This is a genomic window from Mesorhizobium sp. B2-1-8 (assembly GCF_006442545.2).
In the GTDB taxonomy this organism is placed as follows: Bacteria; Pseudomonadota; Alphaproteobacteria; order Rhizobiales; family Rhizobiaceae; genus Mesorhizobium.
This window is the reverse complement of record NZ_CP083952.1, coordinates 2,446,630-2,469,001: the sequence shown is the minus strand read 5'-3', so window position 1 is coordinate 2,469,001 and position 22,372 is coordinate 2,446,630. Positions and strand designations below refer to the sequence as shown.

The 22,372-nt window shown below is 62.2% G+C and carries 23 protein-coding genes and 1 pseudogene; 12 read left to right on the top strand and 12 right to left on the bottom strand.

The window, feature by feature from the left end; translation table 11 throughout:
- The first annotated feature begins 65 nt into the window (after positions 1-65).
- A complete protein-coding gene (locus tag FJ970_RS12040) occupies positions 66-659 on the top strand; it encodes a TetR/AcrR family transcriptional regulator (protein WP_140761259.1) in 594 nt (197 codons plus the stop codon).
- Between the two features lie 30 nt (positions 660-689).
- Here the strand turns inward: FJ970_RS12040 and FJ970_RS12035 are convergent, their stop codons facing one another.
- From FJ970_RS12035 to FJ970_RS12020, 4 genes are all read right to left on the bottom strand, one after another.
- Positions 690-1,424 (bottom strand): NADPH-dependent F420 reductase, encoded by a 735-nt coding sequence (locus FJ970_RS12035; RefSeq protein WP_140761256.1) that lies wholly within the window; start codon positions 1,422-1,424, stop codon positions 690-692.
- 32 nt (positions 1,425-1,456) lie between these two features.
- On the bottom strand, positions 1,457-2,272 hold the full coding sequence (locus FJ970_RS12030; RefSeq protein ID WP_140761254.1) for an oxidoreductase: 816 nt from the start codon (positions 2,270-2,272) through the stop codon (positions 1,457-1,459).
- A 74-nt stretch (positions 2,273-2,346) separates the two neighbouring features.
- A complete protein-coding gene (gene fabF / locus FJ970_RS12025; protein WP_140761316.1) occupies positions 2,347-3,651 on the bottom strand; it encodes a beta-ketoacyl-ACP synthase II in 1,305 nt (434 codons plus the stop codon).
- A 71-nt stretch (positions 3,652-3,722) separates the two neighbouring features.
- The gene (locus FJ970_RS12020; protein WP_140761313.1) at positions 3,723-4,304 is read right to left on the bottom strand and encodes a TetR family transcriptional regulator; all 582 of its coding nucleotides are present in this window, start codon (positions 4,302-4,304) and stop codon (positions 3,723-3,725) included.
- 84 nt (positions 4,305-4,388) lie between these two features.
- Between FJ970_RS12020 and FJ970_RS12015 the strand changes: the two genes are divergently transcribed.
- From FJ970_RS12015 to FJ970_RS12000, 4 genes are all read left to right on the top strand, one after another.
- Complete coding sequence (locus FJ970_RS12015) at positions 4,389-5,501, top strand: efflux RND transporter periplasmic adaptor subunit (RefSeq protein WP_140761251.1); 1,113 nt, start codon at positions 4,389-4,391, stop codon at positions 5,499-5,501.
- Complete coding sequence (locus FJ970_RS12010) at positions 5,501-8,611, top strand: efflux RND transporter permease subunit (RefSeq protein WP_140761249.1); 3,111 nt, start codon at positions 5,501-5,503, stop codon at positions 8,609-8,611. Before FJ970_RS12015 ends, FJ970_RS12010 begins: the two co-directional genes overlap by 1 nt.
- Positions 8,612-8,756: 145 nt before the next feature.
- On the top strand, positions 8,757-9,371 hold the full coding sequence (locus FJ970_RS12005) for a TetR/AcrR family transcriptional regulator (RefSeq protein WP_140761246.1): 615 nt from the start codon (positions 8,757-8,759) through the stop codon (positions 9,369-9,371).
- 253 nt (positions 9,372-9,624) lie between these two features.
- On the top strand, positions 9,625-9,723 hold the full coding sequence (locus tag FJ970_RS12000; protein ID WP_210241180.1) for a putative RiPP precursor: 99 nt from the start codon (positions 9,625-9,627) through the stop codon (positions 9,721-9,723).
- 54 nt (positions 9,724-9,777) lie between these two features.
- On the opposite strand, the gene FJ970_RS11995 is transcribed toward FJ970_RS12000, so the two are convergent.
- A complete protein-coding gene (locus FJ970_RS11995) occupies positions 9,778-10,740 on the bottom strand; it encodes a LysR family transcriptional regulator (RefSeq protein ID WP_140761243.1) in 963 nt (320 codons plus the stop codon).
- Positions 10,741-10,848: 108 nt separating this feature from the next.
- Here FJ970_RS11995 and FJ970_RS11990 point away from each other — a divergent pair, with 108 nt between their 5' ends.
- Positions 10,849-11,484, top strand: a complete 636-nt coding sequence (locus tag FJ970_RS11990) for an FMN-dependent NADH-azoreductase (RefSeq protein WP_140761240.1) — start codon at positions 10,849-10,851, stop codon at positions 11,482-11,484.
- A 54-nt stretch (positions 11,485-11,538) separates the two neighbouring features.
- On the opposite strand, the gene FJ970_RS11985 is transcribed toward FJ970_RS11990, so the two are convergent.
- Entirely contained in the window at positions 11,539-11,838 is a 300-nt protein-coding gene (locus tag FJ970_RS11985) for an AzlD family protein (protein ID WP_140761237.1), read from the bottom strand.
- Positions 11,835-12,569: an AzlC family ABC transporter permease gene (locus FJ970_RS11980; protein WP_140761234.1), complete on the bottom strand. Its 735-nt coding sequence runs from the start codon at positions 12,567-12,569 to the stop codon at positions 11,835-11,837. Before FJ970_RS11980 ends, FJ970_RS11985 begins: the two co-directional genes overlap by 4 nt.
- Before the next feature lie 170 nt (positions 12,570-12,739).
- On the opposite strand from FJ970_RS11980, the gene FJ970_RS11975 reads away from it, so the two are divergent.
- Together FJ970_RS11975 and FJ970_RS11970 are read left to right on the top strand one after the other, a co-directional pair.
- On the top strand, positions 12,740-13,198 hold the full coding sequence (locus FJ970_RS11975; protein ID WP_140761310.1) for an Lrp/AsnC family transcriptional regulator: 459 nt from the start codon (positions 12,740-12,742) through the stop codon (positions 13,196-13,198).
- A gap of 185 nt (positions 13,199-13,383) precedes the next feature.
- Positions 13,384-14,586: an MFS transporter gene (locus FJ970_RS11970; protein ID WP_140761231.1), complete on the top strand. Its 1,203-nt coding sequence runs from the start codon at positions 13,384-13,386 to the stop codon at positions 14,584-14,586.
- A gap of 187 nt (positions 14,587-14,773) precedes the next feature.
- Here FJ970_RS11970 and FJ970_RS11965 read toward each other — a convergent pair whose 3' ends face one another.
- The gene (locus FJ970_RS11965; RefSeq protein ID WP_227792093.1) at positions 14,774-16,867 is read right to left on the bottom strand and encodes a putative bifunctional diguanylate cyclase/phosphodiesterase; all 2,094 of its coding nucleotides are present in this window, start codon (positions 16,865-16,867) and stop codon (positions 14,774-14,776) included.
- A 199-nt stretch (positions 16,868-17,066) separates the two neighbouring features.
- Between FJ970_RS11965 and FJ970_RS11960 the strand changes: the two genes are divergently transcribed.
- Complete coding sequence (locus FJ970_RS11960; protein WP_140761225.1) at positions 17,067-18,101, top strand: class I SAM-dependent methyltransferase; 1,035 nt, start codon at positions 17,067-17,069, stop codon at positions 18,099-18,101.
- 87 nt (positions 18,102-18,188) lie between these two features.
- Here the strand turns inward: FJ970_RS11960 and FJ970_RS11955 are convergent.
- Positions 18,189-18,290, bottom strand: a pseudogene (locus tag FJ970_RS11955) (HlyU family transcriptional regulator); the annotation flags it as partial.
- Between the two features lie 216 nt (positions 18,291-18,506).
- On the opposite strand from FJ970_RS11955, the gene FJ970_RS11950 reads away from it, so the two are divergent.
- Complete coding sequence (locus FJ970_RS11950) at positions 18,507-19,412, top strand: hypothetical protein (protein WP_140761222.1); 906 nt, start codon at positions 18,507-18,509, stop codon at positions 19,410-19,412.
- 20 nt (positions 19,413-19,432) lie between these two features.
- Here the strand turns inward: FJ970_RS11950 and FJ970_RS11945 are convergent, their stop codons facing one another.
- On the bottom strand, positions 19,433-19,720 hold the full coding sequence (locus tag FJ970_RS11945) for an HlyU family transcriptional regulator (RefSeq protein ID WP_140761219.1): 288 nt from the start codon (positions 19,718-19,720) through the stop codon (positions 19,433-19,435).
- A gap of 44 nt (positions 19,721-19,764) precedes the next feature.
- Positions 19,765-20,406, bottom strand: a complete 642-nt coding sequence (locus tag FJ970_RS11940; RefSeq protein ID WP_140761216.1) for a TetR/AcrR family transcriptional regulator — start codon at positions 20,404-20,406, stop codon at positions 19,765-19,767.
- Positions 20,407-20,583: 177 nt separating this feature from the next.
- On the opposite strand from FJ970_RS11940, the gene FJ970_RS11935 reads away from it, so the two are divergent.
- Entirely contained in the window at positions 20,584-21,261 is a 678-nt protein-coding gene (locus FJ970_RS11935) for a PspA/IM30 family protein (RefSeq protein ID WP_140761213.1), read from the top strand.
- Positions 21,262-21,316: 55 nt separating this feature from the next.
- Positions 21,317-21,577, top strand: a complete 261-nt coding sequence (locus tag FJ970_RS11930) for a YiaA/YiaB family inner membrane protein (protein WP_027145771.1) — start codon at positions 21,317-21,319, stop codon at positions 21,575-21,577.
- Between the two features lie 77 nt (positions 21,578-21,654).
- Here the strand turns inward: FJ970_RS11930 and FJ970_RS11925 are convergent, their stop codons facing one another.
- Entirely contained in the window at positions 21,655-22,341 is a 687-nt protein-coding gene (locus FJ970_RS11925) for a PadR family transcriptional regulator (RefSeq protein WP_140761210.1), read from the bottom strand.
- Positions 22,342-22,372: the final 31 nt, after the last annotated feature.

The window sequence follows — 22,372 nt, the reverse complement described above, 5'->3', positions numbered from 1 at the left end:
TTTCCTTCTTCCGCCAGTTAACATACAGTCTGCATGTAAATTGAATTAACATACAGGCTGCATGTATGCAACAGGAAACCGGCCGCCGCTCGAACCGCGACCGCACCGAGGCGACACGCGCCGACCTGATCGCGGCGGCGCGGAAACTGTTTACGGAGAAGTCCTATGCCGAGACCGGCACGCCGGAGATCGTCGCCGCCGCCGGCGTCACGCGTGGCGCGCTCTACCACCACTTTGCCGACAAGCAGGCGCTTTTCGCCGCCGTCGTCGAACAGGAAGCGGCGACGGTGGCCCGGGAGATCGACCGCGCCTCCCCGCCTTCGCTCGGTGCCCGCGATGCGCTGATTGCCGGTTCGGATGCCTATCTCGCCGCCATGCGCGTGCCCGGCCGCACGCGGCTGTTGCTGCTCGATGGCCCGGCCGTGCTCGGCCGCGCCGCCATGGATGCGATCGACAACCGCCACGGCAACCGCTCACTGCGCGAGGGCCTGGTCGCGTCGATGCGGACGCAGTCGATGAAAAGGCTGCCGCCGGAAGCGCTGACCGCCCTGCTCGGCTCGGCTTTCGACCGCGCGGCGCTCGCCATCGAGGCCGGTGCATCAGCCGAGGACTACCGCGCCGTTCTCATGGCAGTGATAGACGGACTGTCGCGCGCCTGAAGTGCTTCATTCTTCACGAGGCGAATGTGATCACGCAGTCGCTGCCCTGTTGCGGGCGACGATTTGGTCGTGTGTCAGCTTGTCGCCGGCTGCCATGAACTCCTTGATCAACGCATCACGATTGCCGGGAGCGCGGGACTTGTCGGCCGATTGCAGTGCCGCCTTCAGCTGGTCCCTCGTCAGCTCGGTGCAATAGGCGGGAGTGCCGGGCTGCTGACGCCAGGAATCGACAAGGCTCCCTGAGTCCAGCGCCTCAAAGCCCGTGGCTTCTACCAATTCCATAGCCGTGGCCTTAGCCTGGGAATCGTCACCGGCGACCGGAATGGCGATACGTCCGGATGCTCCGGCCGGCAGTCCTTTGTCGGACAGCGTCGCCGCCAGAATGGCATTCCAGGCTTTGACCACGGGACGAGCGATCTGCTCACGAACCCAAACGGCCTCGGACTTTCCGGCATCGACCTCGGCGATATGGCCGTCGCGCAACGGATAGTAGTTGGAGGTGTCGATCACGACGACATCGGTCGGTACGTCATCGAACAGGTTGGTGAGATCCGAATAGTTCGCGAACGGGATCGAAAGAACGATCACCGCGACGTTTCGCACCGCTTCCTCCTTCGTCACAGCGGCAGCGCCAACGTCCTGGGCGAGATCGCGAATGGTGTCCGGTCCCTTTGAATTGGCGAGCTTGACCTCATGTCCGCTGGCGGCGAGCTTTCGCGCCAATGTGGCGCCGATGTTTCCAGCCCCGATGATTGCGATCTTCATTCGATGTCCTTTCGCGAGTAAAACCAACACCGTCAGACCGGTAGCCCGAGCTGCTTTCTCAGGCTCTTGTCGAATGCGGATGCGGGAACGAAACGGCGCAGGAAACTGACCTGGCGCGCCACTTTTCCCGCCGTATAGCGCCTCTTCGGAGTGGCATCGATCGCAGCCGCCAAAACGACCTTGGCTATCGCTTCGGGCGCATCGCCTTTTTCCATCGATTTCCGCACGGCCATGGTCATACCGGCGCGCGCGGAGTCATAGAGATCCAGCACCTGATCGGGAGCGGCGAGATTCTCCTCGAACGCCGTGCGGGTATAGGCAGGCTCGACCAACGCAACGCGAATGCCGAACGGACGCAGTTCGTGGTCGAGTGATTCGGAATAGCCCTCGATGGCATGTTTGGTCGACGCATAAAGCGCGAAATAGGGAGCCGGGATGAACCCTTGTACCGAACTCAAATTGACGATCCTGCCCTTTCCCTGGCGTCGCATTGCCGGCAACACCGCATTGGTCACGCGCAACACGCCGAAGACGTTCACATCGAACAGCGCCTTGGCCTGGGCGATCGAGGACTCCTCCGCGCCGCCAAACAGACCCATTCCGGCATTGTTGACGAGCAGGTCGATACGTCCGGCCTTGGCCAGCACGTCGTCGACCAGCTTCGCCACGGACGCGTCATCGGTCACGTCGCAGGTCAGCATGGTGACGCCGTCGGATCTCTCGCCCGCCGCGCGACGGCTGGTTCCGAACACGCGAAAGCCCGCGTCCAGCAGGGCTTTGGCCGTTGCGTGCCCGATGCCGGAGGATGCCCCGGTCACCAGGGCGACGCCGGGATTGGTCTTGTTCATGGAAGCTCCTTCTTCAAGCTGGGTTTGCGTTTCGAAAATATGGCCCGCTGGTCGGCTCAGGACCGGTCAGCGGCTCAATAACCGGCCCTTCCGGCGCCCGCGCCGGCGGGTCTGTCCGTCCAGCGCCGGAACAACGCACTGGCGTTCACGCCGCCAAAGCCGAAGCCATTGGAGATCGCGTAGTCCATCTCCATTGGCCGGGCGTGGTTTGCGACGAAATCGATCCCGTCGCCCGCCGGATCGGGAGCGCTCAGATTGAGCGTCGGCGGTGCGACCTGGTCCCGGAGAGCCAGCACCGTGAAGATGGCCCCAAGCCCGCCGGCGGCGCCGAGCAGGTGTCCGGTCGCCGACTTCGTTCCGCTGACGGCTATGGCGAAATCTGTCCCGAAAACCCTCTTGATCGCCGCGATTTCCCCCAGGTCGCCGACTGGCGTTGACGTGGCGTGCGCATTGAGGTGGCGGACCTCCCGTGCCGAAATACCGGCTTGGGCAATCGCGATCTCCATCGCCCGGCGAGCCCCGTCGCCATCCTCGGGACCGGACGTGATGTGATAAGCGTCCGCCGTCGTGCCGTAGCCGACGAGTTCGGCCAGCGGTTTGGCGCCCCGCGCAAGCGCGTGGCTCAAGGCCTCGATGACCAGGATGCCGGCTCCTTCGCCCATGACGAAGCCGTCACGCAGCATGTCGAAGGGGCGGGACGCCTGATCGGGGCGGTGATTGAAAGAGGTCGAAAGAGAGCGTGCCGCGGCAAAGCCGCCGAGGCTGACCGTATTCATGCAGGCTTCCGTTCCGCCGCAGACCGCGATGTCGGCCTCATTGGCGCGGATGAGACGCGCCGCATCGCCTATCGCCTGGATACCGGCCGCGCACGCCGTCACCGGAGCGCCGAGCGGACCCTTGAACCCGTATCGGATCGAAATTTGTCCCGCCGCCATGTTCACCAGGAAAGATGGCACAGTGAACGGCGAGAGACGCCGAACACCGCGCTGGTCGACGGTTCGCACGGCCTCGGTTATCGCGGGAAATCCTCCGATACCCGAAGCGATGATCGTCGCGGTGCGGGCCCTGTCATCGTCCGAGACCGGCTTCCACCTCGCCTGGGCCAGCGCCTCTTCCGCCGCCGCCAGTGCGAAGACAATGAAGCGGTCCACCCTGCGCTGTTCCTTCGGAACCAGGACGGTGTCTGGATCGAAGCCGGCTTCGGGGTCGTCCCGCAGGGTGGGGACCATTCCGCCGACCTTCGCCGGCAGGTCTCCCACCATTTCATCCGGCAGGCTCCGAATGCCCGAACGACCTGCCAGGAGCCGCGACCAGGAGGTCGCCACGTTGGCCCCGAGGGGGCTGATTGCTCCCATGCCTGTAATGACGATACGACGCATGTCTACTCCGGCTTCTGTTTGATCCGTTCGCGCGACGGCGCCGTGCTGACGCTCGATCGCGATCACCGCCTCTATTCCTGCGCGGCCGCTATTCGCCTGACTTCGCCGGCGGCGACATCGAGAAAACGCTGCGACATCTCTTCATCCCCAAGGATACGGGAGAGCGTCACGGCCCCCACCATGAGCGATAGCATCGCCATGGCCTTGCGATGGGTTTTTGGACCTTCCGCCGCCGGCATCAATTCGTCGAGAACCTCGAGGTGAGCTGCGATCCCATCCTGGAAGGGGCTCCTCACTTCCTCGCTTTGACGCGCCGCGTCCGAACCAAGCGCAACCAATGGACAACCGTCGCTCTTCTCTTCGCGATGTCCCAGCGAAAGGTAGAGGCCGATAACGGCTTCAAGGGGATCAGGGCTTCCGGCAGCAACAGCCGACCATCTGCGGGTCGCGTGTTCCATCGCTCGTCTCGATGCCTGCGCTGCCAAGTCGTCCTTGGATTCGAACTGCTTGTAGAAGGCGCCTTGGGTCAGCCCGGCACCCTTCATCAGATCCTTCAGCCCAATGCCATCGAAGCCGTGCTCTCGAAAAAGCCGGCTTGCCACATCGATCACGGTTTGCCGGTTCTGCTCGGCCTGACTGCGACTTACGCGCATCGTCATCTCCTTTTTTAGATTGCGTTCGAAATCTATATCATTATAGAGTGTGAATGCAATCTATTTTAACAGGAGGCGACGGGCATGAAAAAGAAACACGTTATTGGGCTGGGGAGCATTTTGGTCGCGGGATTAGGAATGGCGGCATTCGTCACACTTTCCATTCGCACGCAGGCAGCTTCCGCAGCGGGCGACCCGAGGCTGGAACCACCGATCGTCAGACTGGTGACGCCAGTGGAGGTGACGGGATCCGAACGCGGCTTCACGGGTACAATTGCCGCGCGGGTACAGAGCAATCTTGGTTTTCGTGTACCCGGCAAGATCATCGAGCGCCTTGTAAATGTCGGCGAACAGGTCAAGGCGGGCCAACCGCTGCTGCGGATCGATGATACCGATTTGGCCCTTGCGCTCGCCGCCAAGCGCAACGCTGTCGCCGCGGCACGCGCTGTCCTGGTTCAGACCAGTGCGGACGAAAAGCGCTATGCCGTTCTGGTCAAGAAGGAGTTGGCAGCAACCCCGCAGCGTTACGAGCAGGCGAAGGCAGCACTTGATACCGCGACCGCACAGCTTGCCGCCGCGGAAGCGGAAGCGAAGGTCGCGGAGAACGAGGCCGCCTATTCCGTCTTGGACGCGAACGCGGATGGGACGGTCGTCGAAACGCTTGGCGAGCCGGGACAGGTTGTCACTGCGGGACAGACCGTGGTTCGGATCGCGAACGCCGGCCCACGCGAGGCGGTGGTCGCGCTTCCAGAAACGATCCGGCCGGCGATCGGATCGGTAGCCGAGGCAGGCTTGTATGGAACCGATGGGCGGCATTTTACGGCGCATCTTCGGCAGTTGTCGGACGCCGCCGATCCCCAGACTCGCACCTATGAGGCCCGTTATGTGCTCGACGGTGAGGCGGCTGCGGCACCGCTTGGCGCGACGGTGACCATCCGGCTTGCAAGCCAGGCAAGTCAAACGGAAGTCCAGGTGCCGCTCGGAGCCGTGCTGGATGATGGCCAGAAGACCGGCGTTTGGAGCTTGGACGGCGCAACCTCGACCGTACACTTTCGGCCCGTCAAGCTTGTTCGTGTAACCAGTGAAACCGCCGTGATCTCCGGGCTGAGCTCTGGTGATTCGATTGTTTCGCTCGGCGCTCATCTCCTGCAGGAAGGCGCTCGCGTCAGGACTGTCTCTGAAGGCAGGAGCAACTGATGACCCTCAATTTTTCCGCGATCGCCGTTCGCGAGCGAGCCGTCACCCTTTTCTTCATTATTCTGCTCGTCGCCGCCGGCGCCTACGCCTTCCTCATGCTTGGACGGGCAGAGGATCCCAACTTCACCATCAAGACGCTGACGGTCACGACGGTATGGCCGGGCGCGACGGCGCGCGAGATGCAGGACCTCGTCGCCGAACCGTTGGAGAAGCGACTTCAGGAACTGACCTGGTACGACCGGGTCGAAACGACAACACGGCCAGGCTATGCGTATTTGACGGTCACGCTGAAGGACAGCACACCGCCATCCAGCGTGCAGGAGGAGTTCTACCAGGCCCGCAAGAAACTCGGCGATGAAGCCCGCAATCTGCCGCCCGGCGTGCTCGGCCCTTTCGTCAACGACGAATATTCCGATGTGAGTTTCGCTCTTTACGCCCTCGAGGCGAAGGGCTTGCCCATGCGGGAACTCGCCAGGCAAGCCGAGACCATTCGCCAGGACCTTCTGCATGTGCCTGGCGTCAAGAAGATCAACATCCTCGGCGAACGTCCCGAGCAGATATTCGTCGAGTTTTCCTATGCCAAGCTGGCAACCCTCGGCGTGTCGGCGCAGGATATCGTTGCCGCCTTGCAGCGCCAGAACACCGTCACACCGGCGGGCTCGATCGATACCCAAGGGCCGCAGGTCTTCATCAGGGTCAATGGCGCTTATGACAGTGTCCAGACGATCGCCGACACGCCGATCGTCGCCGCGGGACGGACGTTGAAGCTCTCCGACATCGCCGAGGTGCGGCGCGGCTACGAGGATCCTGCCACCTACGTCATCCGTCACCAGGGCGAGCCGACCATCATGCTCGCGGCGGTGATGCAGGAGGGCTGGAATGGTCTTGAACTCGGCAAGGCGCTGGAGGAGAGATCGGCGGCGATTGCACAAACGCTGCCTCTCGGCATGACGCTGGCCAAGGTCAGCGATCAGGCCGTGAACATCGGCTCGTCGGTGAACGAGTTCATGCTCAAATTCGCGATGGCGCTCGGCGTGGTGCTGCTGATCGCCCTGATCAGCATGGGTTGGCGCGTCGGCATCGTCGTGGCGGCCGCCGTTCCTCTGACGCTTGCGGTCGTGTTCCTCATCATGCTGGAAACCGGCCGGTTCTTCGACCGCATCACGCTCGGCGCACTCATCCTGGCGCTCGGTCTTCTCGTGGACGACGCCATCATCGCCATCGAGGTGATGGTGGTGAAAATGGAAGAGGGCATGGACCGCATCAAGGCGGCGGCCTATGCCTGGAGCCATACCGCGGCGCCGATGCTGTCGGGCACGCTGGTGACGATCGCCGGGTTCCTACCGGTGGGCTTCGCGCGCTCGACGGCCGGCGAATATGCCGGAAATATCTTCTGGGTCGTGGGGTTCGCCCTCATCGTCTCCTGGGTCGTCGCTGTGGTCTTCACCCCGTATATGGGCGTCAAGATGCTGCCCGCGATCAAACCGGTCGAAGGCGGCGTCCACGCCATATACGATACACCGAACTATCGGCGCCTTCGCCGGCTCATCACCTTTGCCGTGCGCCACAAGTTTGTGACCTGCGCTGCCGTCGGCCTCGTCTTCGCGCTTTCGGTTGTCGGCATGAGCGGTCTCAAGCAGCAGTTCTTCCCCACGTCCGATCGCCCTGAAGTGCTGGTCGAGGTTCGCCTGCCGGAAGGCACCAGCATCGAGACGACGACCGCCACGGTCGAGAAGCTGGAACACTGGCTTGGCGGCCAGCCGGAGGCCAAGATCGTGACGAGCTATGTCGGTCAGGGCGCTCCCCGCTTCTTCTTTGCCATGGCGCCGGAACTGCCGGATCCCGCCTTCGCCAAAATCGTCGTGCTGACACCGGACGCGGCGGCGCGCGAGGCCTTGAAGCGCCGGCTCCGTGAAGCGGTTGCGACAGGGCTTGCCCCCGAAGCGAACGTCCGCGTCACGCAACTCGTGTTCGGACCCTACACGCCATTCCCGGTCGAGTTCCGGGTCATGGGACCTGATCCCGCGCAATTGTACGCCATCTCTGAGAAAGCCCTCGACGTCATGCGCGGCGTGCCGGACGTGCGGCAGGCCAGTCGCGACTGGGGCAATCGCACGCCGGTACTGCGCTTCATACCGGATCAGGATCGACTGAACCTCATCGGCCTGTCCCCGGCGGAGGTGGCCCAGCAACTCCAGTTCCTCCTCACCGGCATCCCGGTCACGCAGGTCCGCGAAGACATCCGCAATGTCCCCATCGTGGCACGCAGCGCCGGCGGCGAGCGACTGGATCCATCGCGTCTGGCGGATTTCTCGCTGATGAGCCGGGACGGCCGCCAGATCCCGCTCGACCAGATCGGCCACTCGGAAATCCGTCTGGAAGAGCCGATCCTGAAGCGGCGTGATCGCACGCCAGTCATCACGATCCGCTCGGACATCAACGAGGCGACCCAGCCTCCAGAAGTTTCCAAGGAGATCATGACGGCCCTTCAGCCGCTGATTAAATCCCTGCCTGCCGGCTATCGCATCGAAATCGGTGGATCGATCGAAGAGGCGGCCAAGGCCAACACCGCGCTGGGCAAGGTCTTTCCGGCCATGCTCGCCGCCATGCTGATCGTCATCATACTGCAGGTGCGATCCTTCTCGACGATGGCGATGGTCATGCTGACGGCACCTCTCGGCCTCGTTGGCGTCGTACCGATGTTGCTGGCCTTCAACCAGCCCTTCGGGTTCAACGCCATCCTGGGCCTGATAGGCCTGGCGGGCATCCTGATGCGCAACACGCTGATCCTGACCGAACAGATCAAGGAGAACCGTGCCGCCGGTCTTGACGACTATCACGCGGTCATCGAGGCCACGGTGCAACGCACGAGGCCGGTGATCCTGACCGCACTTGCCGCCGTGCTGGCCTTCATCCCGCTGACGCACTCGGTCTTCTGGGGATCGATGGCCTACACGCTGATCGGCGGCACGGCGGCCGGCACGGTGCTGATCCTGCTGTTCCTCCCTGCGCTCTATGTCGCGTGGTTCCGGATCAAACCGACCACGGATGAGCTCCGTGAGGATTCGACGGAGCAACCGGAAGTGCCAGCAGCAATGGCGGCCGAATAAGGGTCTGTTGTCACAGGAGACGGTTCAAGTTCTTGCCCGTTGGCTTTGCCTGGACACATGCAGGGCCAACGGCACGAACTTACCGCTTACAGATGATCCTTCATGCGAGTCCGGCAGTTTCGCTTCATCAATTCTGGAGACATGCATGAATCGTCCGGTTCGAACACGAACTGATCCCGACGAGATGCGCGCGCGCATCCTGGCCGTGGCGGACGAGCAATTTCGCCGCATCGGCACCCACAAGACGTCGGTGGCCGATATCGCCTCCGAACTCGGCATGAGCACGGCAAACGTCTATCGTTTCTTCCCCTCCAAGGGTGCAATCATCGAGTCCATCTGCGGGCGGGCCGTGAACGAGGTCACCGAGATCGCCTTTGCGATCGCACGCACGAGCGCGCCGGCCTCGGAGAAACTCGATCAACTCCTGACCGCGGTTCACCACCACAGCAAGACCACACTGGTCAAGGAAAAGCGCATGCACGACATGATTGTCGCCGCCATGCAAGAGAACTGGGCGATCATCAAGGCGCATACCGAGCGGGTGGTAACGATCTTCGAGGCGATCATCCGCGAGGGCATCGAAGCGGGGGAATTCAAGGTCGAAGATTCCGCGAAAGCGGCGCGCGCGGTCAAGACCGCGTTCACGCCGTTTTTTCACCCGATTCTGATCGAGCACTGCCTTCGACACGGCGAAGATAACGAAGCTGCCCTGCGCGAGCAGATTCGCTTTATCCTGAAGGCACTGGGAAAGTCTCACTGAGGCGTGCCACCGCTTCGGCAGAGCCTCGCGGCGGGAGGCGACCAGAAGATCGAGGTCGACACGTCGGTTTTGCGACAGCCAACAAAGCGGCACATTATCGCGACCAGCTGTGAAGCGTGGAGTTCTCTAACGGTCTCCGAGAGGCAGGTGATCGTGACCAGTCCGCGATAGGGAATGGAATGGCGACGCAACCGGAACCCTCCAATCTCGTTGTGTCAGGGCATCCCTCGAGGCTCACATTCGGGACCGACAGATGAAAAAGACCTATGAAAAACCGACGCTACGCAAGCACGGGAAATTGACCGCCCGCACCGCGCAGATCGTGGTTTCCGGGGTGACGATCATCCGATGATTTCTCGGACGCGCCGGTTCCAGGGCCCGGGCAGGCGATCCCGGCACTGCCAGGTCAGATGCCGGAGCCGGACACGCCATGGGTCTCCGGCTCCTCTTCGGGCACCTCGCCCGGCTCGAATTCGTTGAAGCAACCGAGCCCGCGCTTGAACCGGTCGATCAGCCAGGCGGCGGCGGGCTTCGGGCTGCGATCGTTGCGGTGCATGGCGAACAACGGCGAACTCACCTCCTTGTAGGGATCGAGATCGAGTTCCACCAGGCGGCCAGTAGCTAGGTCGTCGGCGATCAGCCAGCGCGGCAGCCCACCCCAGCCCAGCCCCTCGCGCATCAGTATGTGCTTGGTGCGCACGTCGGTCAGGCGCCAGGTGCGGTAGGCGAAGACGCCGTAGTCACGCCCCTTGGTGCGCTCCGACTGGTCGGTGACGACAAGCTGCGTGTGCTCGCGCACATCCTCGAGCGCCACCGGCTTCGGCAGCAGTGCCAGCGGATGGTTGGGTGCGGCCGCCGGCACCAGCGACATGAAGCCGATGCGCACGAGGTGCACGTCGACATCGCCCAGCAAGCCGCCAATGCCGAGATCGGCCTGTCCGTTGACGACGAGATCGGGAATGACGCCGAGCGTGCCGATATGCAGGCGCAGCATCACGGTCGGGAATTTCGTCTCGAACGCCTTGAGCACCCGCACCAGCACCGGGGACGGCAACGTCGCATCGACCGACAGCGCCACCTCGGCTTCCAGCCCGTGATGGTGGCCGTCGGCGCGCGAGCGGATGCGCTGCAGCACACTCACCATGCGCCGCGCATCCTCCAGCATCGCCCGGCCGATCTCGGTCAGTTGCGGCTCGCGCGTGCCCTCGCGCTCGAACAGCTTCAGCCCCAGCTGCGCCTCGAGATTGGCGATGCCGTAACTGATGACGGATTGCGCCCGGTTGAGCTTGCGGCCGGCGGCCGAGAAACTGCCGGTGTCGGCAACGGCGACAAGGATCTGGAGCTGGTCGAGGGTTGGATTGGGTTGCATATCTCTATCTACTTTATAGATGGATCGTATAGAAAATATACCAGTTTATCGGATGGATCGATAGCCACATATGTAGCGGGACAATTCATTCCACTGGAGAGACCCGCTATGTCCATTCTTCTTGTTACCTCAAGCCCGCGCGGCGCTGACTCGCATTCGACCCGCATCGCCACCGAATTCGCTCAGAAGCTTCTCGCCGCCGACCCGTCGAACACGCTTGTCGTGCGCGATCTCGTCGCCAACCCGCTGCCGCATATCGATGCCGACTATGCGGCAGGCATCTTCACGCCGGTTGAAGCGCGCACCCCTCGCCAGGCCGAGGTGGTCGGCGTTTCCGATGACGTGCTCGACGAACTGTTCGCCGCCGACACCGTGATCCTGGCCACTGGCTTCATCAACTTCAGCGTCTCTTCGACGCTGAAGTCCTGGGTCGACCACGTAACTCGTGCCGGCAAGAGCTTCGCCTACGGCGAGAACGGCCCCAAGGGCTTCGTCACCGGCAAGAAGGTCTACGTCGTGCTGGCTTCCGGCGGCATCTATTCGGAAGGCGCTGCCGTGCAGATGGACCACGCCATCCCTTACCTGCGCACTGCGCTCGGCTTCAACGGCATGACCGATGTCGAAGTCGTCCGCATCGAAGGTATCTCCAAGGGCCCTGACGCGGTGACAGCAGCGCTTGCCAAGGCGACCGCCAAGGTCGATGCGTTGGTTGCCGCCAGCCGTGACGTAGCGGCTGCCGCGTAAGCCACTGATCCGTATGGCTTATCAAAGGCAGGCGTTCGCGCCTGCCTTTTCGTTTCAGCCAATCAGATGCCGCAAGAGGCCGGCCGAAGCGACCCCGATCAGCACGGTCGGCAGCATGGAAAGCCGCGTTGCCGCCGCCAGCGTGATGGCCAATGCCGCAAGATCAGCCGGATTGCGCGACACGAAGGCCGGCGCGATAACAGAGATCAGCACGCAGCCGGGCGCGGCCTCCATCACCGCTGTGGCGCGAGCACCGAGCACGCGGTTGCGCAGGACGACATAGCCGCCGATCCGCGTCAGATAGGTGACGCCGGCCATCAGCACGACGGTCAGAAGGGTCGTCGCGTCGATCATCCATCACCTGCCATCAACCAGGCAGCAAGCAGCCCCGACACCGCACCCGCCGCGACATACCAGGCGCCGGGAATGAAGAGATAGACAAGGGCCGCGACAACCAGACTGACCAGCCAGGGCCGTGCCGCCGCCACGCTCTTCCACATGCCGCGCATCAGCACCAGAAAGACGGCCGGAAACGCCATGTCGAAACCAAAGGTCCCGACATCGCCCAGCATCGGGCCGAGCAAGGCACCGAGCGTGGTGAAGGATACCCACGCCAGATACATCGCCAGCGCCGCGCCCATGTAATAGCGCGGGCTGAAGGCGGGCGCGATACCGACGGCGGCGCGCTGTTTGGCGTCGGTCAGGCCGAGCGCCCAGCTTTCGTCGCACATGAAGAACAGCGCCGGGAAAACCTTGCGCCGCGGCAGCTCGCGCAGGAACGGCGCGAGCGCCGCACCCATCAGCAGATGCCGGCTGTTGACCAGGAAGGTGATGGCGACAATGAGCAGGATATGCGGCGGCGACGTCCACAGCTGGATCGCCGCGAATTCCGAGCCGCCGGCGAAGTTCAGCCCCGTCATGACAGACAACTCGACCGTGCTCAGCCCTTTCTGTGTGGCCTGGGCGCCGAGCACCAGCGCATAGGGGATGGTGCCGAGCAGCACAGGCGCGCAGGACGCCACGCCCCGGCGGAACTCGGATTCCGAACCATTGCCGGCTGTTTCGACTGCCCGTGAAATGCTCATGGTCTGCCATAGGCCGGCCTCACAGCCGCCCTGCCCCTGCGTTTGAAGTCGGTGATGTCAGGGGCAAAACATACCTACACCTCACCGCAATTTGGTTGCGAAGATTGTTGTCCTTCGCCAAATTTTGGCATTCAGTGTCAGATATCGGCAGGAAAATGGAATTCAACGCCATGAAGCTCGACGAGATCGACAAGCGCATCCTGCGGGCGTTGCAGCGCGACGGCCGCATGGCCAACAATGATTTGGCCAATGAGGTCGGCCTGTCGCCCTCGCCTTGCCTGCGGCGCGTCAAGCTCCTGGAGGAAGCCGGCGTCATCGACCGCTATGTCGCCGTGCTCAATCCGGCCAGCATCGGCAAGGGTCTCACCTTCTTCACCCGCATCTGGCTGAAGACGCAGGACGAGGACACGATCGAGCATTTCGCCACCGAGGTCGCCAAGCTGCCGCAAGTGATGGAATGCTATCTCATGCTCGGCGACTGCGACGCCCTGGTGCGCGTGGTAGCGGCTGACATCAACGACTATCGCCGTTTCCAGTCGGAGCATCTGAGCCGCATCAAGGGCGTGCAGAACGTCAAGACCGACGTTCCCAGCTGGACGATCAAGTACACATCGGAACTGCCGATCTGAGCTTTTGAAATGTCTCGCGTCGGTGGATAGTCAGCGCATTTGACGAGGCGCATGCCATCGCCTGGCCCTGTAGAAATTTCCATCTGGAATGTCGATCCGAGCACGCCTCGAACGTCCTTCGGACGCAACCGGAATTGCCGGGCGGCGTCGAAAGATCGATCCTGTACCCGGCTGGGAGAAGAAACATGAACCTTTCCTATCGTTGGGTCATCGTCGCGGCTGGCGCATTGATGTCCTGTGTCGCCATCGGCACGATGTTTTCGCTGGCGATTTTCCTCGAGCCGATGGCGATCGACACGCAATGGTCGCGCGCGGGCATTTCGAGCGCCATGACGCTCAACTTCCTGGTGATGGGCCTCGGCGGCTTCGCCTGGGGCGCCCTGTCCGACCGGTTCGGCGCCCGCATCGTCGTCACCATCGGTGCCGTGCTGCTCGGGCTGGCGCTGGTGCTGGCAAGCCGCGCCGGTTCGCTTCTCAACTTCCAGATCACCTACGGCGTGCTCGTCGGGCTCGCGGCCAGCGCCTTCTTCGCGCCGATGATCGCGCTGACATCAGGCTGGTTCGACACCAATCGCGGGCTGGCGGTATCGCTGGTCTCGGCCGGCATGGGCGTGGCGCCGATGACGATCTCACCCTTGGCCCGCTGGCTGATCTCCATCTATGAATGGCGCACGGCCATGTTCGACATCGGCCTCATGGCCTGGGTGCTCCTGCTGCCCGCCGTCCTTCTGGTGCGACAGCCACCGAAACCCGCCGCCTCCCATGCGGCCGCGGCGCCGATAGCCGAAGGTGCCGGCCTGACGGTCGGGCAGGCGCTGCGCTCGCCGCAATTCATCGTGCTGGGGCTGACCTTCTTTGCCTGCTGCGCGGCCCATTCCGGCCCGATCTTCCACATGGTCAGCTACGCCATGCTGTGCGGTGTCGCCCCGATGGCCGCTGTCTCGATCTACAGTGTCGAAGGTCTGGCTGGCCTGGGCGGACGGCTGCTCTACGGCGTGCTGGCCGACAGGCTGGGCGTCAAGCCGGTGCTGATCGCGGGGCTGGCGATCCAGGCGATCGTCATTGCCGCCTATCTCTCGATCAGCCGGCTCGACCAGTTCTACATGCTGGCCGTCATCTTCGGCGCCACCTATGGCGGCGTCATGCCGCTCTACGCGGTGCTGGCGCGCGAATATTTCGGCCAGCGTATCCTCGGCACCGTGTTCGGCGCCGCCACCATGCTCTCCAGCCTCGGCATGGCGCTGGGGCCGCTTGCCGGCGGCGTGATCTTCGACGCCTATGCCAGCTACCATTGGCTGTTCATCGGCTCGGCTCTCATCGGTCTGGGCGCCGCGGGCATAGCCATCGCCTTCCCGCCGCTGCCACGCAGGGCGTTGCAGCCGGCTTAATGCATGTCGCCCGCAAGTGCCCTCGGTTCCGGGATAAGGACATGCATAAAATCAGAAGCTTACAGCAGGTCGGGCGAATCCTGTTCGCCGCGACATGCTGTAGGCACGGCCGGACGGCAATCGTGGCCAGGTAACAAACGGGCGCTTGATGGGCCGATGGCCGGTCAAGCCCCCGCCTGCTTAGCCGTCACGCCGACTTGAGAACCGTGAACGGCCGCTTTTGAATGGCCCGCTTGGCCTGGAAATTCGCGGCCGGAGCCGGGCGGCCGACATGAAAGCCCTGGACCTTGTCTATGCCGAACTGGCGCATGAGGAGCATCTGCTCTTCGGTCTCCACCCCTTCGACCAGGATTTTGTGGCCGCGATTTCTGACCAGCGCGATGATGTCCTGCAGCATCGCCATGCCCTTGGGGGTGCCGCAGTCGTGGAGAAACGAGCGGTCGATCTTGACCGTATCGAAATCGATGAGGCGAAGCCACGAAAGGCCGGCGAAGCCCGTCCCGAAATCATCGAGCCATATCCTGATGCCGAGCAGCTTAAGGTCGCTGATGCAGCGCAGGATGTCGGAGTGCATCTCCATCTCCAGCCCCTCGGTGATCTCGAAGGCCAGCCTGTTTCCGGTTACGCCAGTCTCGCCCAGAATGGTCGCGACCGATGTCGCGAAGCCGGGCGTCTTGAGCTGGATCGGCGAGACGTTGACGCTGACGACGCGCACGTGATCCTGCGCCAGGAGCTCGGCGCAGACGGTCCTTATTGCCCAACGCCCGAGCTCGAGGATGGCGCCGGTCCGCTCCGCGACGGGAATGAACAGGCTCGGCGGAACCAGGGAGCCGTCCAGCATCTTGAGGCGCATCAGCGCCTCCACGGCATCGACCCTGCCCGACGCGACGTCCTGGATGGGCTGATAGACGAGCGAAACGAGATCCTGGCCGATCGCGATCTTCAGCAAAGCCGCGAGGTTCTCGCTCTCGTCGCTGCTTTGGGGGTCGGTCGGATCGAACAGCCGGACACAGTTTCGGCCGCTGGCTTTTGCCAGATAGAGCGCTCGATCGGCCTCGTGGATGATCTTCTCCAGCTTGGCGGCGGTCTGCTTCCTGGTGAACGCCGCGCCCACGCTCGCCGTCACGATCGCGACGCCATCCCGCCGCAACTCGTGCGCGATCGCCAGGTTCTCGATCGTGCGGCAAATGGCTTCCGCCAGATCCGCGACCTGGTCTTTCCTGTCCATGCGGGCCAGGACGATGAATTCCTCACCGCCATAGCGGCCGATGGAACCATCATATTGCTTGATCAGCTCACTGAGCGCATCGGCGACCTGGATCAGGCAGCGGTCGCCTTCCTGATGGCCATAGCAGTCGTTGAATTTCTTGAAGAAGTCGACGTCGATGAGGATCGCCGCAAAACCGTGGCCAAGCTTTTGCCAGTCATTCCAGTAGTCGCGCAGTTTCTCGTCGATGGCGCGCCGGTTCTCCAGGCCTGTCAGCGGATCCGTCCGCGACAGCCTGAGCAGGGCCTTGCCGCGCTCGGTGGCCTCATTGTGCTGGATCTTGGCTTCCAGCGCGTTGAGGAAGACGTTGTAGCGCTCTTCGTTCAGCTTCCAGTTCACATAGGATGTGAACGTGAAGCACGAAACGTAGAAGGTGCCGAATACCATCTTGTATATCAGCGATGCGGGTAGAAAGTAGTTCACCACATACAAGATGCACAAAATTATGGTCGACGTTATGATCGACACTTTGAACCGGAACGTGAAGAAAAGATTGGCACTCATCATGAAAATGGTGCCAAAGACCATATAATAGGCAACGCTTTCCTTGTTCGCTCCCATGGAGGCAGGGTAAAGCCAGCCGAGATAACCGAAAATGATGGCCCCGGCACAGGTTACGTCAAGCCAGTCCGTGGCGGCTCCCCGGCGAAGCTGCGTTTCTAGCACCAGCAGTGCGGTCAATCCGACAGCGAAGCGGGCCGTGATCGTAAGGGCGGCCACATCCGGTATCAGCAGCAGATCCGATACCGAAAACAAGACATAGATGACGACGGCGATCCAAAGGCCTGGCCTGGCTTCCTTCCTTCGCTTCGCCTGGGCTTCCGTGCGGTAAAGGATGCGAAGTTCGGCCGCCCCCAGCTCCTGGCGCGGATCGTGCGGTTCCGAAGCCACCGCTTCGGCCGCTCGGGATGACGCGCGCTCGTTCACGACAAATCCCGGCTGAGGGGGATTTCGCGTTCCGAATTCTTTTGCAGCTTCTGCCCCCAACGCAGACCGACTCCTTGGGCGCGACATGTCTTGCCGCGCGATCAAATGCAACGACGCAGGACAAGTTTCCGTTAACTCGAACCCGGAATCCCCTCCCTAAAAACCCCAAAGAATTGACATGGTTAGCGGGAAATTAATCATACCGATAAAATGCCAGTGAGCCGACATTGGCAAATCGAATATTCTAAGCAATAAGTTAACTGACTGTTAACTATGGAGTCTTGGTGTGCAAACTGTCTTTGATGGCCAGAGTCTGATCACTGCGGAGGCGATCGCCGGCGGGCTACCGCGAGGAAAAATCGAGCATCACAGCGAAGCGTTCGAAACCGCTCGCGCAGAGCTGGCGCTCATCCTCCTGACGACACAGCAGCAGGTCGAGCAGCAAAAATTTCCCGCCGAGATCGTTCGCCGCCTGCTGTCGCTTCTCAACGCGCTGCGTGCCAAGGTCCATCCCGACGTGTGGCAAGCCCTGATACCGCTGGCGCAGAACCACCCGCTCCAGAAGTACTTTCTCGAGGATCCGCTGACGCATTGGTCCTTCACCAAGCCCAGGGGTTATTCCGGCGACGCGCAGTTGCTTGATTACATCTATTGTGACCCGCACGTGGCCGAGAGCGTGGCAAGCGCCTCGGAGATCGGCAAGGCGCTTTACAGCCATACCCAGAACGTTCCGTCATGCGTGGCGGCCCGGGAGCGGCGCGATCTTCTGACCCGCTATGTCGATGAGACCGCGGCCAGGAATGGATCGGATACCGAAGTCCTGGCTATCGCAGCAGGCCATCTGCGCGAGGCGAACCGTTCGGCCGCATTGGCCGAGGGCGGCCTCAAGCGCTGGGTCGCGCTCGACCAGGATCCCCAGAGCGTCGGACTGATCGCGCGCGATTTCCAGGGCACCGCCGTCGAAGCCATCGACGGGTCGGTACGGACCGTGCTCACCAGGGGCCACAAGCTTGGCAAGTTCGATCTCATCTATGCCTCCGGCCTTTACGACTACCTCCAGCACAATGTCGCCGTGAAACTCACCAAGACCTGTCTGCAGATGTTGAAGCCGAACGGGACATTCCTGTTCGCCAACTACGCCGAGGGCACTCCTGACGCCGGCTACCGGGAAACGTTCATGGACTGGGTGCTGCTGCTGCGGTCGGAAGTCGACATGTGGAACATCATCAATGCCAGCGTCGACCGCAACACTGTCGAGGCGCAGGTGTATTTCGGCGAGAACCGCAACGTGCTCTACGGCGTTATCCAAAAGCGCGGATAATACCCGCCTGACGGCACACCGGCTGACGTAAGGACCTCGAGCGCTTCAGCCGGAGTGCTTGAGGGAGTCTTTCGGGGATGGCCTGCCCTACCCAAAAATCCGCTTGCCCTGTTCATCCACCAGCTGGATGCCCTTCTTGATCGAGATATCGACGGCGTCGTACAGCGGTGCGAAGCGGTCGGCGCGGATGGATTGGCCATCTACGCGACGCGGCGGCTTTGCTGCTGGTGCACGAGCTGCCGAACAGGAGCATATTTCGAGAAATCCGATTGCTGTCTTCAACACAAAGCGGACTTGCTTCTTCTTAAAGCTATACTCTCGTCTGCAGCTTTCTAAAAAAGATTGTGCCACAAAGGCCCAAACTGTAGACTTTATTCTCCTAATTTTTTTTGGGGGTTTTCCATCATGGCAACTCGCCTGAACTTGCGGGCAGTCTTTCGCTTGATTGTTGCAGGTTTCTTTGCGTCCCTGACCTTGGTTGGCACCTCGTCGGGCGCCGCAAAGCAGAAAGCGCCCGAAGAATGGCCTATGAATTTCATTTTGGTTCGGAACGGCGATTGCAATGTAAGCTGCATCCAATGGATATCCGCAGAAGGTATCATTAAACCTGATACAGACAGACAATTTGAGAAGTTTCTGCGGAGTCTGAAGGGTCAGAGACTTCCGATCGTGTTTCAGTCCGGCGGCGGGAACGTGGATGCGGCGCTTGCGATCGGGCACATGATCCGGGACGCCAGCCTCGAAACCGCGATAGGCAGGACGCAGTTGAACGGCTGCCCGATGCTGGTTCCGCGCTGTCCGGAAAAGATCGTGAAGGACGGCTGGTCGGAAGGGGAAGTTCATTCTGGCGGGGCGTACTGTTTCTCGGCTTGCCCATGGGCCTTGGCCGGAGGCTGGGTTCGCGCCGCGGCTGCCACTGCCCGTATCGCCGTCCATCAGATAACGAACGGCCGGAACAAACCCCGAATGCACAACGGCAGAAGAAATCTCGATGAAATTTCGACGGTGGTTGATCCGGCGCTGAAGCAGATGATGTCCGATTATTTCGACGAAATGGGCCTCAACAGCGCCGATGTGTTCGCCATGATGGGGCTGGCAACACCGCAGGGCCTATATAACGTCTGGGACGCTGAAGCGCTTAAATCAGGCATCGTAACGAAGGTCTATTCGTACTCGGAAGAGCCGGGCTATGTCATTGGTGGATCTGACGCTACGGTCACTCCCCCGGCGACGGCCGTACCGACGCCAACGGTTGCTCCCGCGCCGGCGGTCACTCCAATCCCGGACGAACTGGTGCATCTGCGTCAGTAAGGTATGGCGCGTCTTCTGCTCTACCCGAAAATCCGATCGCCCTGTTCGTCGACGAGTTGGATGCCTTTCTTGATCGAGATGTCGACGGCGTCGTCCAGCCCGGCGAAGCGGTCGGCGCGGATGAATTTGTGCTCCTTTACCACGCCGTCGATCTCCTTGGAGACGACGCCGCACGTCTGGTACTGACCTTCTGTCTTGTAGGGCGTGGCGCTGATCGTAAAACCCTTGTGCTCGACCTGCTTGGCGGGCGCGGCACTTCCAGGCTCGGCCGCTTCGCCGCCGCCGAAAAGACGTTTCAAAAAAGACATCGCTCAGATCTCCTTGTCGCCTGCGATCGCCGTCGGTATGCGATTCACGACGTTGTCTTCCCAGCATGCGCGAATGTGCCGCCGCGTTCCAGCCCCCTGATGAAGACGGCGACCAGGAGCTCGATCTGCCGGTCGATCTCGTCGGCCTGCCGGCGCTCGGACCTCCCCGCATACCCGCTGGTGACGATGCCATGCACGCTTGACCAGAGGGTTCGCGCGGCGATCCGGCGCGTGTCCTCGTCGAGATCGAAGCCGCCATCGGCAAGGACGCTGGCGATGATCTCGAACAACTGGTCGAGCCTTGCCTCATAGACATCGGGCTCGGTCAGCACCGGACGCCTCCGGTTGAAGGCCAGCAGCGCCGGCCAGCTGCCGGGATGCGCCTCGACGAAGCGAACATAGGCGCCGGCCAGCGCCATCAGCCGTTGGCGCACGTCGGTAATGCCGCGCCTGCCAAGATCGGCCATCGCCGCCGCGCCCGCGACCCCCAGCCGGTCGAGCAGCCGCATGTTGACGGCGCGGTGCACGCCGTCGAGATCGGAAAACAGATTGTAGACCGAGCCGACCGAGATGCCCGCCTGTTCGGCGATGGTCCTCGCCTTCAGATTGTCCATGCCGCCTTCGTCGAGCAGCGTCTCGGCAATGGCCAGCACCCGCTCGCCCGTCTCTTCCTTGTCCAGCGCCATATAAGTCCTTTGGATGCGCGTGCTTTTGATGGCACGCTTTTTCGAACCCCGATTTCCCTTCGTTTACCATATCCCGGATATCGTGAACAGTGTTCAAAATCGTCTTGAACGCAGTTCATTTCCTGCTATGTTGAGTTTGTGAACATTGTTCACGAACACTTCGAAGGGAGAAGAACCATGCTTAGCCTGATCAGAACATTGCTCGACGGCGCCGGCGCACGGGCCGAGGACGGCCTGAAGGATCGCTTCGCCATCGACCTTCTGGCGCAGCGCATCCGCGATGCCGAGGCGGGACTTGCCGCCGCCAAGCAGACACTCGCCTCATTGATCGTGCGCCAGCGTGCCGAGCAGGCCGGCCTCGAGCATCTCGATCGCCGCCACGCCGACCTGGAGGCACGCACCATCAGCGCACTGGCCGCCGGCAACAGCGGACTGGCCGAGAGCGGTGCCGCGGCCATCGCCGAACTGGAGAATGAACGCGAGGTCCGCCGCGCCACGGTGCAGAGCCTTGGCGAAAAGACCTTGCGGATGCGCGTTTCGGTGGAGCGGGCGCACCGCCGCATCATCGACCTCAACCAGGGCATGATCTCGGCCCGGGCCATCGATGCCGAGCGCAAGGCGCAGTCACGCCTCGTCAGGTCGATCGGCCATTCGGCAAGCCTCAACGACGCCGAAGAGCTTTTGGCCCGCATCAAGGCCGGCAGCGATCCGTTCGAGGAGGCCGGCATTCTCGATGAGATCGACGGCGAGTTGCGTCACGAGGCGATCCGCGACCGCCTTGCCGACGCCGGACACGGCCCGGCTGTGAAGGTGCGCGCCAAGGACGTGCTCGAGCGCCTGAAAACCATCAACTGAATATTTTGGACCTGCACATCAAACCCAACTTCGATCCAACCAAAGGAATACGACAATGAACAGCAATCAGACCTACATCATGTTCAACACCGTCTCGGTGGGCGCCGCCTACTTCATGCTCGGCCTGTCGCTTTGGCTGGCGCCGGTCGACTTGTCGACCAAGGGCTACTGGGCCATGGGCATCCTGCTGCTGACCGGCAGCCTGGTGAACCTGGTCAAGTACCGCACCGACGAGCGCATCTCCGCCGAGACCACCGCCAAGATCGAGAAAGCGCGCAATGAAAAGCTGATCAGCGAATATGTCGGCAAGGAATGATGCCGACAATGGCCTGACGAGAAAAGCCCGGGTCTCCCCGGGCTGTTGAGCTTTCAAGAGTCGCGGGCATCACGAGATCAGCGGTGCGTCAGCGCTTCCAGCGCGTCTGCCGCGGCTTCGAGGATGCTCATCGCCTCGGCCTGCTTTTCGGCCGGGGCATCGACGATGTCACCGAGTGCGGCGCGCAGCCGGTGGCGGATGGCACGGAATTCGTCGCGCGTTTCCGAGCGCTCGCCACGGCCACCCCGGCCGCCGCGACGATCCTCGCCATCGTCGTTCCAGCCGAACCATTCGCGCGCCTTGGCCATCTTGCGGCCGAAGCGTTCGAGATGCTCGAGCACGCCGTCGATCATCTCGCGGTTCTCGGCCAGATGCGCCTGCCCGGCCTCGGTGATCGAGAACACCTTCTTGTTGCCTTCGCTCGACGAGACGGCGTAGCCGGCCTCTTCCAGGAAGGTCAGCGTCGGGTAGACGACGCCCGGGCTCGGGCTGTAGATGCCACTGGTACGCTCTTCCAGCGCCTTGATGATGTCGTAGCCGTGGCGCGGCGCCTCCGCCAGCAGCGACAGCGTGATCAGCTTGAGGTCACCATCGGCGAGCATCCGTCCGGCGCGGAACATGTCGCCTGGGCCGCGCCCGCCGCCCCTCCCCCCGAACGGACCGAAGCCGCCGCCTCCTCTGCCACCAAATTTGCCGCCGAACTTGCCGGCCATGTGCATGAACATGCGCTCACCGAAATGATGGTGGTCTGAATGATTGTGCATTGATCGCTCCTAAAGTTCTATCTTACGATAT

Coding starts and splice junctions, on each gene's coding strand:
- FJ970_RS11985 (WP_140761237.1), bottom strand. CDS start 11,838: ATGATCGACGCGACGACCCTTCTGACCGTCGTGCTGATGGCCGGCGTC.
- FJ970_RS11965 (WP_227792093.1), bottom strand. CDS start 16,867: ATGTCGCGCCCAAGGAGTCGGTCTGCGTTGGGGGCAGAAGCTGCAAAA.
- FJ970_RS11935 (WP_140761213.1), top strand. CDS start 20,584: ATGCTTAGCCTGATCAGAACATTGCTCGACGGCGCCGGCGCACGGGCC.
- FJ970_RS11995 (WP_140761243.1), bottom strand. CDS start 10,740: ATGCAACCCAATCCAACCCTCGACCAGCTCCAGATCCTTGTCGCCGTT.
- FJ970_RS11945 (WP_140761219.1), bottom strand. CDS start 19,720: ATGTCTTTTTTGAAACGTCTTTTCGGCGGCGGCGAAGCGGCCGAGCCT.
- FJ970_RS11940 (WP_140761216.1), bottom strand. CDS start 20,406: ATGGCGCTGGACAAGGAAGAGACGGGCGAGCGGGTGCTGGCCATTGCC.
- FJ970_RS11975 (WP_140761310.1), top strand. CDS start 12,740: ATGAAGCTCGACGAGATCGACAAGCGCATCCTGCGGGCGTTGCAGCGC.
- FJ970_RS12005 (WP_140761246.1), top strand. CDS start 8,757: ATGAATCGTCCGGTTCGAACACGAACTGATCCCGACGAGATGCGCGCG.
- fabF (WP_140761316.1), bottom strand. CDS start 3,651: ATGCGTCGTATCGTCATTACAGGCATGGGAGCAATCAGCCCCCTCGGG.
- FJ970_RS12020 (WP_140761313.1), bottom strand. CDS start 4,304: ATGCGCGTAAGTCGCAGTCAGGCCGAGCAGAACCGGCAAACCGTGATC.
- FJ970_RS11970 (WP_140761231.1), top strand. CDS start 13,384: ATGAACCTTTCCTATCGTTGGGTCATCGTCGCGGCTGGCGCATTGATG.
- FJ970_RS12015 (WP_140761251.1), top strand. CDS start 4,389: ATGAAAAAGAAACACGTTATTGGGCTGGGGAGCATTTTGGTCGCGGGA.
- FJ970_RS12040 (WP_140761259.1), top strand. CDS start 66: ATGCAACAGGAAACCGGCCGCCGCTCGAACCGCGACCGCACCGAGGCG.
- FJ970_RS11930 (WP_027145771.1), top strand. CDS start 21,317: ATGAACAGCAATCAGACCTACATCATGTTCAACACCGTCTCGGTGGGC.
- FJ970_RS11950 (WP_140761222.1), top strand. CDS start 18,507: ATGGCAACTCGCCTGAACTTGCGGGCAGTCTTTCGCTTGATTGTTGCA.
- FJ970_RS11925 (WP_140761210.1), bottom strand. CDS start 22,341: ATGCACAATCATTCAGACCACCATCATTTCGGTGAGCGCATGTTCATG.
- FJ970_RS12030 (WP_140761254.1), bottom strand. CDS start 2,272: ATGAACAAGACCAATCCCGGCGTCGCCCTGGTGACCGGGGCATCCTCC.
- FJ970_RS11990 (WP_140761240.1), top strand. CDS start 10,849: ATGTCCATTCTTCTTGTTACCTCAAGCCCGCGCGGCGCTGACTCGCAT.
- FJ970_RS12000 (WP_210241180.1), top strand. CDS start 9,625: ATGAAAAAGACCTATGAAAAACCGACGCTACGCAAGCACGGGAAATTG.
- FJ970_RS12010 (WP_140761249.1), top strand. CDS start 5,501: ATGACCCTCAATTTTTCCGCGATCGCCGTTCGCGAGCGAGCCGTCACC.
- FJ970_RS11980 (WP_140761234.1), bottom strand. CDS start 12,569: ATGAGCATTTCACGGGCAGTCGAAACAGCCGGCAATGGTTCGGAATCC.
- FJ970_RS12035 (WP_140761256.1), bottom strand. CDS start 1,424: ATGAAGATCGCAATCATCGGGGCTGGAAACATCGGCGCCACATTGGCG.